The organism is Deinococcus multiflagellatus, assembly GCF_020166415.1.
In the GTDB taxonomy this organism is placed as follows: domain Bacteria; phylum Deinococcota; class Deinococci; order Deinococcales; family Deinococcaceae; genus Deinococcus; species Deinococcus multiflagellatus.
Genome location: NZ_JAIQXV010000002.1, coordinates 203,416 through 218,848 on the forward strand (window position 1 = coordinate 203,416; position 15,433 = coordinate 218,848).

Here is a 15,433-nt window from a genome sequence, read left to right on the forward strand (position 1 = left end):
CATCTGGTCTCATGCGGGATGGGGCTGACCGCTCGGTAGAATAGGCGCCGGCCGTCAAGAGCGGCGCCAGGCCGCACCGGGCGTTTCCTGAGGGGCGCGGCCCTCGCGCAAGGGCGCGCAGAACGTTTTACACTGCGAGGAAGAGGAAAGGAGTGACGTTGAATACCACACACCGCCACAGCGGCACACGGCGATCCAGGTGGGCACTGGCCCCCCTGGCGGTTCTGGCCACAGCCCTGCTCACCGGCTGTCAGCAGGCGCAGCAGGGCCTTTCGATTGGGGACATGTCGTCCGCGTTCAACCGGGAAATTGCCTGGATGAGCATCTGGGCGGTGGCCCTGTCCATCATCATTTTCCTGGGCGTGTCGTTCGCGCTGTTCTACACGGTGCAGAAGTTCCGTGAAGACAAGCACGACGCGCCGCCCGCGCAGTTTCACGGCAACAACAAGCTGGAAGTCTGGCTGGTGGCCGTGCCCGTGGTGATCGTGATTTTCCTGAGTGTGCTGACCGTGCGCTCCATGGCGATCCTGAACCCCACCCCGGATCAGGCCACCAAGATTGACGTGCTGGCCAAGCAGTTCTGGTGGAACTTTGAGTACCCCACCATCAAGGCCGACGCAGGTGGCAACGTCGCCAACGGCAACGAGATGCTCATGCCCACCAAGCAGCCGGTGGCCCTGACCGTCACCAGCGGCGACGTGATTCACGGCTTCTGGGCGCCCAACATTGGCGGTCAGCGCGCCGCCATGCCCGCCGTGAAAAAGACGTGGCAGGTGGACACCGACCGCGCCGGCGTGTACCAGGGCAACTGCTCGCAGCTGTGCGGGGCCAGCCACGCCAACATGCGCTACAAGGTCGTGGCGCTGGAGCAGGCGCGCTACGACGCCACCCTGGCCGCCATGAAGGCCTACCGCGCCCCCGAACCGGCCGCGGGCAGCCCCGAGGCACTGGGCTACCAGCTGTTCATGCAGGGCAAGCCTGAAACCAAGGCCGCCTCCTGCGCCGGGTGTCACCGCATTCAGGGCACCCCGGCGGCAGGCGTGGTGGGCCCGGACCTGAGCTTCTTCGGCACCCGCCGCACCCTGGGCGCGGGTATGTGGGAAGGCGAAAAGGCCCGCGAGATGCTGATTCCCTGGCTCAAGCACGCCCCCCATGTCAAACCCGGCGCGCTGATGCCCACCTACGACGGCAGCGAGTACAGGGCCAACGGCAAGCTGCAAAAAGGTGGCGTGCTCACCGATGAAGAAATCAATGCCCTGGCCGCGTACCTGCGCAGCCTCAAGCTGCCGGAAGAAGCAGACTACTGGCGCGACGTGCCCGTGATCGGCGCGTCTGGCAACGGAGGCACCCAGTGACCGTTCAAGCCCCCCGTCCCCAGCAGGTTGTTACTCCCCGCCCCGGGCTGTGGCACGTGCTGAAGGACTACATGATGACCACCGATCACAAGAAGATCGGGAATCTGTACATCGGCACCAGCATCCTGGGCTTTGCCATCGCCGGGATTCTGGCGGTGCTGATCCGCCTGCAGCTGGCGGTGCCGGACAACACCTTCCTGGTGGGCAACACCTACAACCAGGTGCTGACCGTCCACGCCGCGCTGATGATCTTCTTCTTCCTCATTCCCATTGGCCTGTTCGGCTTCGGGAACTGGTTCCTGCCGCTGCAACTGGGCGTGCGCGACGTGGCGCTGCCGCGCGTGAACACCTTTGCGGTGTGGCTCTTTATCTTCAGCCTCATTCTGGTGGTGCTGGGACTGGCCAACGGCGGCGCCCCCGGCGTGGGCTGGACCTTCTATTACCCGCTCTCCGTGGACGCCAACCAGACCGGCGTGTCGGTGCTGATGGTCGCGCTGACCCTCAACGGCATCGCCTCACTGCTGGGCAGCGCGAACTTCGCCGCCACGGTGGTCAACATGCGCGCCCCGGGCATGAGCCTGTGGAAGATGCCCATCTTTGCCTGGAGCATCTTTGCCACCTCCATGCTGCAGCTGATCTCGCTGGGCGGCCTGACGGCGGCGGCGCTGGTCACCTATCTGGAACTGAAGCTGGGCCTGAGCATGTTCAACCCCGGCATTGGCGGCGTGCCCGTCATGTTCCAGCAGTTCTTCTGGTTCTACTCGCACCCGGCCGTGTACGTGATGCTGCTGCCCTACCTGGGCATCGGCGCAGAAATCGCCTCCACCATGGCCCGCAAGCCGCTGTTCGGCTACCGCGTGATGGTGTACTCGATTCTGGGCATCGTGCTGGTGTCGCTGCTGGTGTGGGTGCACCACATGTTCGCCGTGGGCCTGCCCGAAGCGTGGCAGATTGCCTTCATGATCGCCACCCTGATCGTGGCGGTGCCCACCGGCGTGAAGATCTTCAACCTGATCGGCACGCTGTGGGGCGGACGCATCATCATGAAGTCGCCGACCTACTGGCTGGTGGGCTTTATCTTCAACTTCCTGATTGGCGGCATCACCGGGGTCTCGCTGGGCATGATTCCCTTTGACTACCAGGTCACGATGTCGTACTACGTGGTGGCGCACTTCCATAACGTGATGATGTTCGGCACGGCCTTCCTGGCCATGGGCGGCATCTACTACTGGTGGCCCAAGATGACCGGGCGCTTCCTGAGCGAGAAGCTGGGCCTGGCGCACTTCTGGCTGTTCATGATCGGCTCGTGGCTGACCTTCCTGCCGCAGTACATCCTGGGTCTGCTGGGCATGCCCCGGCGCTACTACACCTACCCGGCCGGCAACTTCGCCTGGACCGAGCTGAACTTCCTGTCCACCCTGGGCGCGCTGACCCTGCTGGCCGGCGGCATCGTGTGGGTGTGGAACATGGTGCAGAGCGTGCGTGCGCCCGCCACTGCCTCTGCCAACCCCTGGGGCGGCTTTACCCTGGAGTGGACGGCCGACAGCCCGCCCAAGCCCTACAACTTTGCCCACGAGTTCCCCAAGTCCTTTCCCACCGAGCGCCCCCTGTACGACTGGGAGCAAAGTGGCGAAACCCTGACGCCCGTGGACCCCAAGACCATCCACCTGCCCCAGGATTCCATCTGGCCGTTCATCACGGCCGTGGGCCTGCTGCTGATGGGCTACGGCCTGAGCTTCGGCTGGTTTACCAACTACACCCCGGCCGACGGCCTGAAGCCCTTCTTCGGGGCTTCACCGGGACACGTGCTCGCGTCCATCATCCTGTACCTCAGCATTCCGGTGTTCCTGGTTGGCCTGTTCAAGTGGGCGGGCACCCGTGAATACGCGGTGCCGGTGGCGCACCACCACCTGACCAAGTACGACAACGGCTTCATGGGCATGGCGTGGTTCATCATCTCGGAAGTGGGCCTGTTCGGCGTGCTGATTGCCGGCTACGTGTACCTGCGCGTCATTGGCGCCGCCGAGCCCCCCGCGCTGCGCCCCAACATCTGGCTGGCCGCCCTGAACACCCTGATTCTGGTGACCTCCTCGTTCGTGATTCACCGCGCCGAGCAGGACAACCACCACGGCAAGCTCACCCGCTTCCGCCTTGGGCTGTTTATCACCCTGGTGCTGGGCGCCCTGTTCATGCTGCTGCAGGTGTACGAGTTCTCGCTGTTCGGTGTAGAAAGCGACTGGAAGCAGAACCTGTGGCAGGCGTGCTTCTTCATCATCGTGGGTCTGCACGGTCTGCACATCCTGATCGGCGGGACGGGCGTGGCCCTGCCCTACTACCAGGCCATGACCGGCAAGATGGACAAGTACAACCACGGCTCCATTACCCCCGCCAGCCTGTACTGGCACCTGGTGGACGTGGTGTGGCTGCTGATCGTGGCGATCTTCTACGCCTGGTAAACGCAAGTCAGAAGCAGGAGGCGCCCCCACACGGGGGCGCCTCTTCTTGTTGGGGTGAACGTGCCTATTTACCCTTCCGGCCAGACCAGCGCGGGGTGATCGGTCTCGGGCCACACCACGGGCAGATCGACGGCCAGCCCAGGGCCCTCCAGCCGCCGCACTGGGACCACGCCCACTCCACTGCCGCACACCCACGCGCGGGTGAGGCCCACCAGCTCACGGGTGTGCACGGGGCGCTCGGTGAAGGCCTGACCCTCCAACCACGCCGCGCGGGTCAGGCCCGGCAAGCCGCCAGCAGGGAGAACAAGTTCGCCGCCCAGCTCCAGTACCGGGGAGGTGCGGCTGCCATCCACCAGCTGATCCCCCGGGGCTGTCAGCCAGCCTTCAAAGGCTGGGGCCGCCTGCCCAGCGGCGAGGCGATAGGGCAGGTAATTGCCGGTCTTGTGGCCCGCCAGCTGGGGGTGAACCTGAAGGTCAGTGAGGCGCACAGCCACGCCTTCCAGCGGGCGGGGGCCCGGGGTCAGTGGAGTGTGCGACCAGAAAGTTCCTTCCGGGGTAACCGTGACGCGCAGCAGGCCCCAGGGGAAAGGGGCCAGGGGCGGCAGATCGGGGTCGGGTGCAGGCAGGCCCAGGAAGGCGCAGGTGCCGCGCAGGCGGGCCAGGTGCTGGGGCCACAGCAGGGCCCCGCCGTGACGGGTGCGCACCGTGGTAAAGGCGCTGGCCCCGTGCAGCCACGCGGGCCCCCGCAGCGCCCCCGGCAGCGGCTTCACCCGGGCTGGGCCGCGGCGCTGAGCGTCAGCCAGTTGCCCAGCAGAAGGCGCCCGGCGGGGCTCAGCACGCTTTCCGGGTGAAACTGCACCCCCCAGGCGGGCTGGCCGGGCACCGCCAGGGCCATCGCCTCGCCGTCGGCGCTCTGGGCGGTCACCAACGTCGGGTCCAGGCCGCGCACCACCAGCGAGTGGTAGCGCCCAAATGGGGCTCCCTGCGGCACGCTAGCGAAGAGGTCTGTGCCGCTGTGGCGCACGTATTCCGGGCGGCCATGCACCGGCTGCGCGCGCACGACCTGTCCGCCCAGCACCTGCCCCAGTGCCTGATGCCCCAGGCACACGCCCAGCAGCGGAATTCGCCGTTCCAGGCAGGCGCGGGTCAGGGCCAGCGTGCAGCCACTGGTCTCTGGCGTGCCGGGACCGGGGCCCACCAGTACGGCATCTGGTTGGCCGCGCAGCAGGGCCAGGGCGTCCTCGTCCTGCGACCGCACCTCCACCTGGGCGCCCAGGGCCAGCAGGTCGTGGGCCAAATTCCAGGTAAAGGAATCGCGGTTGTCCAGCAGCAGCACCCGCAGTCCGCTGTGGCCCGGCGCGGGGGGCGGGGCCCAGGGGCGGCCAGGCACCGGGGGCGCCGGGGGCTGCGCGGCGCGGCCCGGCACGCCCGCCAGCACACTCAGGAGCGCCTGGGCCTTGTGGACCGTTTCCTGCGCCTCACGGGTGGGGTCGGCGTCAATCACAGTGCCGCCGCCCGCGCGCACCTCGACCGTCCAGCCCTGGGGCGTGCGCGTAAAGGCCGCCGTGCGAATCAGGATGTTCAGGTCCACGCCCTCGCCGCTCAGGCGCCCCAGACCGCCCGTGTACCAGCCGCGCGGGCCCGGTTCCAGGGCCGCAATCGCCTCCATCACCCGCTCTTTGGGGGCGCCGGTGATGGTGCCGCCGGGGAAGGTGGCCGCCAGCACCTCGCGCAGTGTGATGCCGGGGCGGGCCTGCGCCGTCACCTCGGAGACCAGATGCATGACGTGGCTGTAGCGCTCCACCAGCATCAGGTCTGGTACGGTCACGGTGCCCGGAGCCGCCACCCGCCCCAGGTCGTGGCGCACGAGGTCCACCAGCATGGTGTGCTCGGCCACCTCCTTGGGGCTGCTTCTCAGTTCGGCTTCAAAGGCGGCGTCCTCCTGCGGGGTGTCGCCCCGGCGGCGGGTGCCGGCAATGGGGCGGGCACTCAGCAGTCCGCCGGCCCAGCGCACCAGCCGTTCCGGGCTGCACGACACCACCACCTCGTCGCCAAAGTCGGCGTAGGCCATGAAGGGGCTGGGGTTCACCTCGCGCAGGCGCAGGTAGGCGGCCAGGGGGTCGCCCTGCGCCGCCGCCCGCACCCCGCGCGAGAGGTTCACCTGATAGACCTCGCCGGCCCGGATCAGGTCCTGCACGGCGCGCACGCCTGCCGGGTAGTCCACGTCGTCGGCGCCAAAGGGGCCCACGGTCAGGGCGGGTTCGGGTCCCGGGTCCAGCGCCAGCCACTCGGCCCAGGGCACATGGGGCTCGCCCACCACGGCCAGCGTGCCCGCCTGCCGGTCCCACACCAGCCCCGAGGGGTAGTGGCCCCACCACATGGCCGGCCCCTGGGGGGCGTGGGTGTGCAGGCCAAACGCGCGGGCCGCTTCGTACTTCAGGCCGCCCAGCCAGGCGGGGAAGAAGGTGTGGCCCCCCGGGGGCTCGGGGAGGTCGTGGCGCACCGCCTGGGGCCACGCGCTGAGAAAGGACCAGCGGCTGTCTGGGGTGACGGGGCCCAGGGAGTCCAGCAGCACGAGGCCCGGGGCGCCGGCGGCGTGCAGGCGGCGCAGGGCGTCGGCGGGGGAGAGGGGCGCAGGCGCGGTCACGGGGGGATTGTAGCGGGGGGGATAGGGGCGTTTGCTGCGGTGAAGCCCCACCCCCCCAGCCCCCCTACCCCGGAGGGGCAGGGGGGAGCGGCGCTGCGCTGGGCAAGAGTTTTTACTGACGTTGGCTAATTTGCTCCATTCGTTGACGTATCCGGCTTCGGCGCCATCCGCTGGTAACGCGCAATGGCCCGCGCGCTGCGCGCCCAAGAGCGAGTGAGCCTACGTCACCGAATCAAGATGAGCGAGGGGCCGCCCCCGAGCGGGTGGGGCTACATTCGACGGCCTCGTCTGGACCCGGACGGTACGGGGGCAAGGGGTCTTGGTGCGGCCCAGAAGGTTCTACTTTTCGAAAAACGAAAACAGGCAACGAGGGGGAAGATTTGGGGCGGAGGGTGGCCCCTCCCGTTTTCGAAGAGTGTTCTCAGTCAGAACTTCTGAACGAACGTTTTCCAGCCGTCGAAGGTGCGGCGGGTGTCCTGGTTGGCAAGGCGAATCTGCACAATCTGGGTGTTCGTGGGGTCGGCGCGGCCAGCGGCCTTGAAGGCGCGGCGGATCAGGGCGGCGAATTCGGCTTCGTTGCCGGCGGCCAGCACCCAGTCCTGGGCAGCGCGCACGATCTCCTGGTAGGTGGTGCCGTTGGCCTTGATGTTGGCCTGCCAGTACGTCAGGTCGGCGGTGCTGGCTGTGCGGCCCAGGCTGCGCATGAAGGCCGCGCGGATCAGGCCTTCGCGGGCGCCGTCAATCTGCGGGTCTTGCAGGTAGGTGCGGGTAAAGGCCAGCAGGCTGCTGTAGGTGCTCTCGGGTTTCTGGGCCAGCTTGCCCAGCAGTTTGAAAAAGGGATTGTTCGGGTGTGGGGTGCCGCCCATCGCATCGAAAAACACGCGCCGGGTCAGGTCGGTCAGGATGGCCGCCGCGCCCGGGGCGTGCAGGTTGCGGGTCAGTTCGGCGCGCACCTGGTCCTCCTGGGCCGCGCTCAGTTGGTCGTCGCGGTAGCCGCGCGCGGCCCACAGGGTGCGTTCTTGCACGCTGCTGGGGCGGCCCAGCACCTCGCGGTAAAGGGCGTCCACCTGCCCGTTCGTGGCCAGACTGCCGGTGGCCTCCAGCCCGCAGATAAACAGAAAACAGCTGGCACTGGCCGGGGCCAGGGTGCTCAGGGTCAGGGCGCCCAGGGTGACGAGCGCCGCGCGGCGAAGGTGGTGGGTCATGGGCGCACGGTACGGGGTGGGGCGTTGCGCGGGCGTTTCGTGGCCGCGCCTTCACAGAAACCCTTACGGTCTATCCGGGTTTGTCGGGGTACACTGGGGCCATGTGGGTGTCCACCAAAGCGCAATACGGGCTGCGCGCCCTGATCGAGATCGCGCGGCGGGGCGGCGAGGCTGTGCCCCTCAAAGACGTGTCCGAACGCCAGGGCATCAGCCAGCACTACCTGGAGCAGATTGCCAGCAATCTGCGCCGCGCCGGGTTTATCAAGAGCATTCGCGGCGCGCACGGCGGCTACCGCCTCGCCCGGCCACCCCACGAAATTAACGCCTACGATGTGGTCACTGCCATGGAAGGCAGCATTGCCCCGGTGTCGTGCGTGGAAGACGACCATGTGTGCGAAAGCCAGAACGTCTGCGGCACCCAGAGCCTGTGGCACCGCGTGGACAGCGCCCTGCGCGACGTGCTGGGCAGCACCACCCTGGCCGACCTGATCGTGGAAAGCGAGCGCCAGCAGCACGCCCGGCTGGTGCAGCTGGAAGGCAGCTACCCGCACGCCTAGGCACCACGGCCCCAGCCTAGGGGCCGTCTTCGTCCGGCACCAGGGGCGCAAGGGCCACCCGCACGAGGTGGGCGCGCGCCCCGACGTCCTGTACCGAGTGGTACCGGTGCATCAGGCCAGCCAGGTCACGCTGCAGGGCTTTGGCCTGGGCAGGGGTCAGGTGCAGCGCGCCCCAGGAGTCCCAGACCGCCGGGGCGCGGTCGCTGAGTAGATGATCGAAAAAGCTGTTGGGGTGCGCCGGGTCCGGCTCCGGTTCTACGTTGCGGGAAACGAGGCCATCATCAGTGCCAATCAGGTGCAGGCCAAGGCGGCGGGGGTGCGCGGCCTCCACCCACGCCGCGCCGATGGAGCGGGTCAGGCGCCGCTGCCACGCCTGAAAACTCGCCTCGGACAGCACCGTGTCGGAGTCCAGGGGTGTGGAGTCGAACGGCACGAACAGGGCGCGCGGCGCTTCGTACAGCGGCATGGCGCGCCCGGCCCGGCGCTGCAGGCCGGCGCGGCGCAGCAGCCCGCAGGCCAGCAACTGCCGGACCCGGTACTGCACGGTGCTGATGGGCAGCGCGGCTTCACGCGCGGCTGCCTGAATGTTCAGGGCCCGGCCCATGAACGGGCCCAGGACCCGCACCGCCCGGGCGTCCAGCAGCAGGGCCGCGGCCTGCGGATCGCTCACCACCACCGGGCTGTGACCAACATCGGCTGTCATTGGTCAGAGGGTACCCCGCAGGCTGGGCGGCATGCTTCCTCTGCTTCTGCGTGGTCCCTTTGCCCGGCTGTGGTGGGCCGGGCTGATCAGCATGACGGGCAACTGGCTGCTCTGGGCGGCGCTGCCCGCCCAGGTGTACCTGGACACCCGCTCGGTGCCGGCCGCCACCCTGATGTTCCTGGCCGGCACGCTGCCGCGCGTGCTGCTGGGGGCGCTGGGCGGCGTGCTGGCCGACCGCTGGCCCCGCCAGCGCGTGCTGCTGATCAGCAACCTGCTGGCCGCCCTGGCGCTGCTGCCCCTGCTGACCGGGGGCGGGGCGCCGCCGCTGTGGGCGGTGCTGCTGTCCTCGGCACTGCTGGCCCTGGTGACCCTGCCCGCCGGCCCGGCCGAGAACGCCCTGCTGCCCACCCTGGTGCCAGGGGCGGAGCTACCCCGCGCCAACGCCCTGAACGCCCTGAACAACAACCTCGCCCGGCTGCTGGGCCCGGCCCTGGGCGGTGCGCTGCTGGCCGCGCTGGGGTTGCGGGCGGTGGTGCTGGTGGACCTGCTGACCTTCGTGGGGGCGGCGGCCCTGCTGCTGGGCGTGCCGCTGGGCCGGGCGGCGCCGCACCCCCGCCCGGAAGGCGGCCAGGAAGCCTTCCGGGCGGGGGTGCGGGCAGTGCGCACCTCGCCGCCCCTGCGCCTGCTGGTGGGCCTCGCCGGGTTCGCCGCGCTGGGTGAAGGCCTCTTTGGGCCCCTGCTGGCGCCTTTCGTGGCCGAGGTCATGAAGGGCGGCGCGCAAACATACGGCCTGCTGCTGAGCGCGCAGGCGGTGGGTGGGCTGCTGGGCGGGGTCCTGGTGGCCCGCTGGGCCGACCGCTTGCCCCCGGCGGGGCTGCTGGTGGCCGGCGGCATTGGCCTGGGCTTGGGGGACCTCGCGGTGTTTTTGCTGCCGCTGGTCACGTCGGCGCACTGGCCACCGCTGCTGGTCATGGCGCTGGTGGGCCTGCCGGCTGCGGCCAGCGGCGCCGGCTGGACCACCCTGGTGCAGCGCCTGAGCCCGGAAGCGGCCCTGGGCCGGGTGTTCGGCCTGGCGGGCCACCTGATGGCCGCCGGGGTGCTGCTGGGCACCGGCCTGGCCAGCTTTGCGCGGGGGCCGGGTGGCATTCTGGTCTTTGTCTGCGCGCACGGGGTGATTCAGCTGCTGGCTGGCCTGTGGGCGCTGCGGCTGCTGGGGGCACCCGCCCGGGGCCCGGCCCCCGTATCCTGAAGGCCGTGTACCGCTCGCTGATCAAACCGCTGCTGTTTCGCCTGGACGCCGAAGATGCCCACCACCTCACCCTGGGTGGCCTGGAGGCAGCCTCCAGGGTGCCGCTGTGGCCACGCGCCGTCCGCACCCTGACCGTCCCGGGCGGGCAGGCGCTGGGCCAGACCCTGTGGGGGCAAACCTTCGCCTCGCCCGTGGGACTGGCAGCGGGGCTGGACAAGAACGGCGTGGCGGTGCCCGCCTTCAGTGCGCTGGGCTTCGGGTTTCTGGAGGTCGGAACGGTCACGCCCCAGCCGCAGCCGGGCAACGACCGCCCCCGCCTGTTCCGCCTGCCGCCCGACGAGGCGCTCATCAACCGCATGGGTTTTAACAACGGCGGCGCGGCGGCGCTGCATGCCCGCCTGGCCGCCCTGCGGCAGCGCCCCGCGCCCGTGTGGGTGAACATCGGCAAGAACAAGGCCACCCCCAACGAGGCCGCTGCACAGGACTACCGCCGCTGCGTGGCCGCGCTGCAGGACGTGGCCGACGCCTTCGTGGTGAATGTCAGCAGCCCGAACACGCCCGGCCTGCGCGCCCTACAGGCCGCGGGTGAGCTGGCCGCCCTGGTGCGCGCCGTGCTGGACGAGGTTGAGGCAGGCCGGGTGCGCGCCCTGCGCCGCCCCCCGGTGCTGGTGAAGCTGGCCCCGGACCTGCACCCCGCCGATTTCGAGGCCAGTGTAGCGGCGGTGGTGGGCGCGGGGGCGGCCGGGCTGATCATCAGCAACACCACCCTGGCCCGGGGCGGCCTGACCCACTCCGCCCAGCACGAGGCCGGCGGCCTCAGCGGGCGCCCGCTGACCGCGCGGTCCACGGCCCTGGTCCGTGAGGCCTACCGCCTGACCGGGGGCCGGGTGCCCATCGTGGGCGTGGGCGGCATCTTCACCGCCCAGGACGCCTACGACAAGATTCGCGCGGGCGCCAGCCTCGTTGAGGTCTATTCCGCCCTGATCTACAAAGGCCCCGGGCTGGTCCGCGAGCTGAACGCCGGCCTGGCCGCGCTGCTGCGCCGCGATGGGTTGCGGGGCGTAGATGAAGCGGTGGGGGTCGACGTAACGGGTTAAAAGTTGATGGTTGATGGAGAACAGCTTTTTCCATCAACCATCACCTCTCAACCATCACCCCTAATGCCCGCTGGTTGCCTTGAGGCCCACAATCGCCACCACCATCAGTGCCATGAACAGCAGGCGCGGCGCGGTGGCGGGTTCCTGAAAGAGCACGATCCCCAGGATGGCCGCGCCCACCGCCCCAATGCCCACCCACACGCCGTACGCCGTGCCAATGGGCAGCGTTTTGGTGGCCAGCCCCAGCAGGCCCATGCTGGCCACCATGCTCAGCAGGGTCAGCGCGGTGGGCAGGGGGCGGGTAAAGCCCTCGGTGTATTTGAGGCCAATGGCCCAGCCAACTTCCAGCAGACCTGCAATCACCAACAAGATCCATGCCATGACGAACAGACACCTCCACTGTGCCCTGCGCCGTCTTGTCGTGACCGGGTACGGCGGTGCTCTCGTCCGGAATCGGCCCTGATGGGGCGACTGAGGGCAGTATAGGGGCCCTCTGTAAGCAGGAGGGGAGAGGGATGTAAAGGCGGCCGGCCTAGCCCCGGCGGTAGACCTTGAAGCGGGCCGCGATGTCGAAGGTGGTGCAGGGGGCCGCGTTCCGGGGCACGGGCGCGGCGCACACCGTCAGCTTGCCCCCGGCGCTGACCGTATCCGGGGTGCGCTCGCCCGCTGCGTCGGTGAGTTTGCCCAGCCTGGCACTCAGTTCAACCGCTTCGTACCCGGCGGCACTGACGGCGCGGTGCAGGGGATCGGGGCCGGGGTTTACCAGCGGGGCCAGCGGCAGCCACTGGCCCTGGCCTTTGGCGTCTTTGGCGTACAGCGTGGCCGACACGCGCGGAATCAGGAAAAAGGTGCGGGCCCCCGGCCAGCGCTGTTTCAGGGCCAGCGGCAGGCGCAGGGTGCAGGTGGGGTAGGTTTCGTCGGCCAGCAGGAAGTTGTCGCGGCTGGCCCCGAAATAGCTGTCGGTGCAGCGGAGGGTGACCTTTTCGCGCGGCACCGGCACGGGCGGGTTGCCCAGCGCCTCGGCGGGCAGGACCAGCAGCGGAAGCAGCAGCAGGGAGCGCAGCAGACGATTCATGGTTCCTCCAGCACCGTTACGCTTACGCTGTCGTCAGCGGCGGTGTACGTGCAGACCAGATCCACGGGCGCGCCGTCCGGGCCCGGCACCCGCCCATTCCAGGTGCGGCCGTCCGGACCGGCGGCCATCTGCGTGGCGGCTTCGGTGGCCGGGGGCAGGCGCAGGGTTTCTGGCCCCAGCCCCAGCGCGGCGGCCAGGGGCGCGCGGCAACGCGTGAGCAGCCCAGCGGCGCTGATGCCGCCCGCGACGTCTGTGCCCGGCGGGGGACTGGCCGGGCGCAGCGCCAGCCACACCGCCAGGGCCACCACTGGCACGAAGGGCAGGGCCCAGCGCAGCGGCCACCACACCGGGCGCGGGCGCAGGGCGGCGCGCACCTCGCGGCGGTAGGCGGCCTCGGCCAGTCGGCGCTGCGCGCGCTGCTGCGCGGCCTCGCCCACCTGCAGGGCGGCCAGTTCCTCCGCTTCAATGCGGCGGCGATCCTCCTCGCTGAGCATGTGGGCAGCCTAAGAAGCCCAGCCCGGGGCGCGCATCCGCCCAAAGATGCAGCGGCGCCGGGCCAGGGGGGTGCCTAGGGCCGCTGGGGGGTCCAGTCCGGGTGCAGGTTGGGAACACAGGCGATGGGCATGGGTGCGCGGCCAGCGACCGGGCAGGCGCCAACTGGCGAGGAGGTGGCCAACGCAGTCTGCACCGGCCGGGCCAGGGCCGCCCCCAGCACGACCGTCATTACACCGGCCGCCAGCGTCACACGTCGGGAAACACGAACCATGCCGCCGGGTACGCGGCGCCCGGCCGGGGCGTTCCCCGCCCAAAGGCCAAGACCCCTTGAGCGTGGCCGGGGCGCCCTCAAATGGGCCCGCGCCATGCTGCGGGCAGGAGGCTCCATGACTGACCCGAACCCCGGCGCCCAGACCCCCGTCAGCGATGCTGACCGCCCCAGCCAGCACCCGAACCCGCCCGGTGCCGGACAGAACGCGCCCCAGCCCACCTCGCCCGCCCCCACGGAACCGGACACCCACGGCCGCCCCAGCGACGACAGCGACCCCGGCCACAGCTGAGCCGCGAAAAGCCCCACCGACGCTGTTCAGGTCGGTGGGGCTTCCTGTGGTTCTGGCTTCAGCTGGGGCCCTTTTTGGCCGGATCAAGACCGGGGCGTTCGCCCTCGGCGTCGCTTTTCACGCCCTGGGCGGCCTCGGCGTCGTCCATCTGGGCGCCGGGTTCCTGGCGGGCGCCCCGGCCGTCCCTGGCGTTCAGGTCGGTGGCCTGCCCCTCGGTGAGGTCGGTGCCCATGCTGGGGTCGTTCGGATTCTGGGTCATGCCCCAGCGTGCCGCGCCTGTATGGCGCAGCGGTGAGAGGGGGGTCAAGGCGGGGACGGACCTTGCGGCAGGCAAGTGCGGCCGGGCGCGGCCCCTGGCCCTGTTAGGGTAAGGAATGACCGCTTCTCTGGAACGCCTGGCCGTGGCCACCGCGATGTATTTTGCCCGTCTGGAATACGGCCAGTTGCGCACGCAGGCCGCGCCGCTGGACCCCGAAAGCGCTTCAGAGCGGGCCATTGGTGTGGCGGCGGCCTTTCTGGCCCAGGCGGGCCTGCCGGGCAGCTTCACGCTGAATGAGGAACAGGAGCTGTACGAACTGTTGCGCGGCACCGAGTAAAGGCGGCGCCCCTGCAGAGGGCCGGCCAAACCTTTCGCAAAAGCGGGGAGGCAAAGAGCCCCTGGGCCTATCTCCCGCACGGGACGCTGGTCATACTTGACCCTTGTACACTCACGAACGCGCCTGATCAGGCCCCAGGCCGTCAGCGGAGCAAGGGAGAAGCGACATGGACGAGAATCCGAAAAAGGCGCCGCGCAGCCGCGCGCGCATGCTGGAACTGGTGTTTCCCAAAGACACGAACTACCACGGCACCGCCTTTGGGGGCTGGGTGCTGTCCCTGATGGACAAGGCGGCCAGCATTGCGGCCGTGCGCCACGCCGGCGGCAACGTGGTCACCGCCCGCATGGACGGCGTGGATTTCCATGTGCCCATTCGCGTGGCCGACGCCGTGGCCTTGGACGCCCAGGTGGTGCGCGTGGGCCGCACCTCCATGACCATTCGGGTGGATGTGTACCGCGAACACATGGCCAGCGGGGATCAAGAGCTGGCGACCACCGGCTTTTTCGTGTTCGTGGCGCTGGATGACCAGGGCAAGCCCCGCCCGGTGCCCCCGCTGCCCGAGGGCCAGGACACCCGCAGCGCCCAGCCCGACCCGGACGCCCGCCCATGACCGACCCCCTCTCGCCCCTGCTGCACCTGACCCTGGTGCGCCACGCGCGGACCGACTGGAACGGTGCCGGGCGCTGGCAGGGCTGGACCGACACCCCGCTGGGCGAGGCGGGCGAGGCCCAGGCCCTGAGCCTGCGCGCCCGGCTGGCGGGGCGCCCCTACGACGAGGTGCACAGCAGCGACCTGAGCCGCGCGGCGCGCACCGCCGAACTGGCGCTGCCCGGCGCCCCCATGATTCTGGACGTGCGCCTGCGCGAACTGCTGTTTGGTGACTTTGAGGCCGTGACCACCGACGACGTGCTGCACGACCCCCGCTACACCGAGTGGCAGCGCGACCCCTGGCGCCTGCCGGCCCCTGGCGGCGAGAGCCTGAAAGAGGTGGCCGCCCGCATGCGCAACTGGGCCGACGCCCTGCCCAGTGGACGCATCATCGCCTTTTCCCACGGCGCCGCCATCCGCGCCCTGCTGTGCGACCTGTTCGGCTGGCCTGCCCCGCCGCAGCCCGGCTATGTGCTGCCCTTTCCCTACCAGCTGTCCCACACCGGCCTGACCACCCTGACCCGTGTGGACGGCCGCTGGACCCTGCTGAGCTACAACGACCACGCGCATCTGGAGTGAGAGGCGCGGGGTGGGAAGTGGGGAGTAGGAAGTGGGAAAAGATGGGGGCGGGAGTGTGGGTCACACGCCCCCTCACCCCCAGCCCCTCTCCCCGGGTGGGAGAGGGGAGCAAAGCCCTAAAAGTAGAACCTGCTGGGCCGCACCAAGACACCTTGCCCCCGTACCGCCCAGGTCCAGACGAGGCCGTCGAATGTAGCCCCACCCGCTCGGG

18 protein-coding genes and 1 riboswitch are annotated in these 15,433 nt (G+C 69.7%); of the genes, 9 read left to right on the plus strand and 9 right to left on the minus strand.

Features of this window, described 5'->3' with window-relative positions; all coding sequences use genetic code 11:
- Positions 1–158: 158 nt before the first annotated feature.
- Together coxB and K7W41_RS03965 are read left to right on the plus strand one after the other, a co-directional pair.
- Positions 159–1,355, plus strand: a complete 1,197-nt coding sequence (coxB, locus tag K7W41_RS03960) for a cytochrome c oxidase subunit II (RefSeq protein ID WP_380056136.1) — start codon at positions 159–161, stop codon at positions 1,353–1,355.
- Positions 1,352–3,811, plus strand: coding sequence for a cbb3-type cytochrome c oxidase subunit I (locus K7W41_RS03965; protein ID WP_224604944.1), 2,460 nt, complete (start codon positions 1,352–1,354; stop codon positions 3,809–3,811). The genes coxB and K7W41_RS03965 overlap by 4 nt, the downstream gene beginning before the upstream one ends.
- A 68-nt stretch (positions 3,812–3,879) precedes the next feature.
- Here the strand turns inward: K7W41_RS03965 and K7W41_RS03970 are convergent, their stop codons facing one another.
- From K7W41_RS03970 to K7W41_RS03980, 3 genes are all read right to left on the minus strand, one after another.
- On the minus strand, positions 3,880–4,581 hold the full coding sequence (locus K7W41_RS03970; protein WP_224604945.1) for an aminotransferase class IV: 702 nt from the start codon (positions 4,579–4,581) through the stop codon (positions 3,880–3,882).
- Entirely contained in the window at positions 4,578–6,458 is a 1,881-nt protein-coding gene (locus K7W41_RS03975; protein WP_224604946.1) for a chorismate-binding protein, read from the minus strand. Before K7W41_RS03975 ends, K7W41_RS03970 begins: the two co-directional genes overlap by 4 nt.
- A gap of 425 nt (positions 6,459–6,883) precedes the next feature.
- Positions 6,884–7,663 (minus strand): hypothetical protein, encoded by a 780-nt coding sequence (locus tag K7W41_RS03980; RefSeq protein WP_224604947.1) that lies wholly within the window; start codon positions 7,661–7,663, stop codon positions 6,884–6,886.
- Between the two features lie 101 nt (positions 7,664–7,764).
- On the opposite strand from K7W41_RS03980, the gene K7W41_RS03985 reads away from it, so the two are divergent.
- Complete coding sequence (locus K7W41_RS03985; RefSeq protein ID WP_224604948.1) at positions 7,765–8,220, plus strand: RrF2 family transcriptional regulator; 456 nt, start codon at positions 7,765–7,767, stop codon at positions 8,218–8,220.
- Between the two features lie 16 nt (positions 8,221–8,236).
- On the opposite strand, the gene K7W41_RS03990 is transcribed toward K7W41_RS03985, so the two are convergent.
- Positions 8,237–8,923, minus strand: a complete 687-nt coding sequence (locus tag K7W41_RS03990) for a hypothetical protein (protein ID WP_224604949.1) — start codon at positions 8,921–8,923, stop codon at positions 8,237–8,239.
- 31 nt (positions 8,924–8,954) lie between these two features.
- On the opposite strand from K7W41_RS03990, the gene K7W41_RS03995 reads away from it, so the two are divergent.
- Entirely contained in the window at positions 8,955–10,172 is a 1,218-nt protein-coding gene (locus K7W41_RS03995; RefSeq protein WP_224604951.1) for an MFS transporter, read from the plus strand.
- Between the two features lie 5 nt (positions 10,173–10,177).
- Positions 10,178–11,269, plus strand: a complete 1,092-nt coding sequence (locus tag K7W41_RS04000) for a quinone-dependent dihydroorotate dehydrogenase (protein WP_224604953.1) — start codon at positions 10,178–10,180, stop codon at positions 11,267–11,269.
- A gap of 60 nt (positions 11,270–11,329) precedes the next feature.
- On the opposite strand, the gene sugE is transcribed toward K7W41_RS04000, so the two are convergent.
- From sugE to K7W41_RS04020, 4 genes are all read right to left on the minus strand, one after another.
- Positions 11,330–11,650 carry a quaternary ammonium compound efflux SMR transporter SugE gene (gene sugE, locus K7W41_RS04005; RefSeq protein WP_221089364.1) on the minus strand — a complete coding sequence of 107 codons (321 nt, stop codon included), beginning with the start codon at positions 11,648–11,650 and terminating at the stop codon, positions 11,330–11,332.
- Positions 11,651–11,674: 24 nt separating this feature from the next.
- Positions 11,675–11,744, minus strand: a riboswitch (guanidine-III (ykkC-III) riboswitch).
- A 57-nt stretch (positions 11,745–11,801) separates the two neighbouring features.
- Positions 11,802–12,344, minus strand: a complete 543-nt coding sequence (locus K7W41_RS04010) for a hypothetical protein (RefSeq protein ID WP_224604956.1) — start codon at positions 12,342–12,344, stop codon at positions 11,802–11,804.
- Complete coding sequence (locus tag K7W41_RS04015; protein ID WP_224604961.1) at positions 12,341–12,838, minus strand: hypothetical protein; 498 nt, start codon at positions 12,836–12,838, stop codon at positions 12,341–12,343. The genes K7W41_RS04010 and K7W41_RS04015 overlap by 4 nt, the downstream gene beginning before the upstream one ends.
- Before the next feature lie 74 nt (positions 12,839–12,912).
- Positions 12,913–13,068: a hypothetical protein gene (locus tag K7W41_RS04020; protein ID WP_224604964.1), complete on the minus strand. Its 156-nt coding sequence runs from the start codon at positions 13,066–13,068 to the stop codon at positions 12,913–12,915.
- A gap of 157 nt (positions 13,069–13,225) precedes the next feature.
- Here K7W41_RS04020 and K7W41_RS04025 point away from each other — a divergent pair, with 157 nt between their 5' ends.
- Positions 13,226–13,399 carry a hypothetical protein gene (locus tag K7W41_RS04025; RefSeq protein ID WP_224604966.1) on the plus strand — a complete coding sequence of 58 codons (174 nt, stop codon included), beginning with the start codon at positions 13,226–13,228 and terminating at the stop codon, positions 13,397–13,399.
- Between the two features lie 58 nt (positions 13,400–13,457).
- Here the strand turns inward: K7W41_RS04025 and K7W41_RS04030 are convergent, their stop codons facing one another.
- Positions 13,458–13,658: a hypothetical protein gene (locus K7W41_RS04030; RefSeq protein ID WP_224604969.1), complete on the minus strand. Its 201-nt coding sequence runs from the start codon at positions 13,656–13,658 to the stop codon at positions 13,458–13,460.
- A gap of 115 nt (positions 13,659–13,773) precedes the next feature.
- Between K7W41_RS04030 and K7W41_RS04035 the strand changes: the two genes are divergently transcribed.
- The 3 genes from K7W41_RS04035 to K7W41_RS04045 all read left to right on the plus strand — a co-directional run bounded on the left by K7W41_RS04035 (position 13,774) and on the right by K7W41_RS04045 (position 15,222).
- On the plus strand, positions 13,774–13,995 hold the full coding sequence (locus tag K7W41_RS04035; protein WP_224604972.1) for a hypothetical protein: 222 nt from the start codon (positions 13,774–13,776) through the stop codon (positions 13,993–13,995).
- Positions 13,996–14,161: 166 nt separating this feature from the next.
- Entirely contained in the window at positions 14,162–14,605 is a 444-nt protein-coding gene (locus K7W41_RS04040; RefSeq protein ID WP_107138532.1) for an acyl-CoA thioesterase, read from the plus strand.
- The gene (locus K7W41_RS04045; protein WP_224604975.1) at positions 14,602–15,222 is read left to right on the plus strand and encodes a histidine phosphatase family protein; all 621 of its coding nucleotides are present in this window, start codon (positions 14,602–14,604) and stop codon (positions 15,220–15,222) included. Before K7W41_RS04040 ends, K7W41_RS04045 begins: the two co-directional genes overlap by 4 nt.
- Positions 15,223–15,433: the final 211 nt, after the last annotated feature.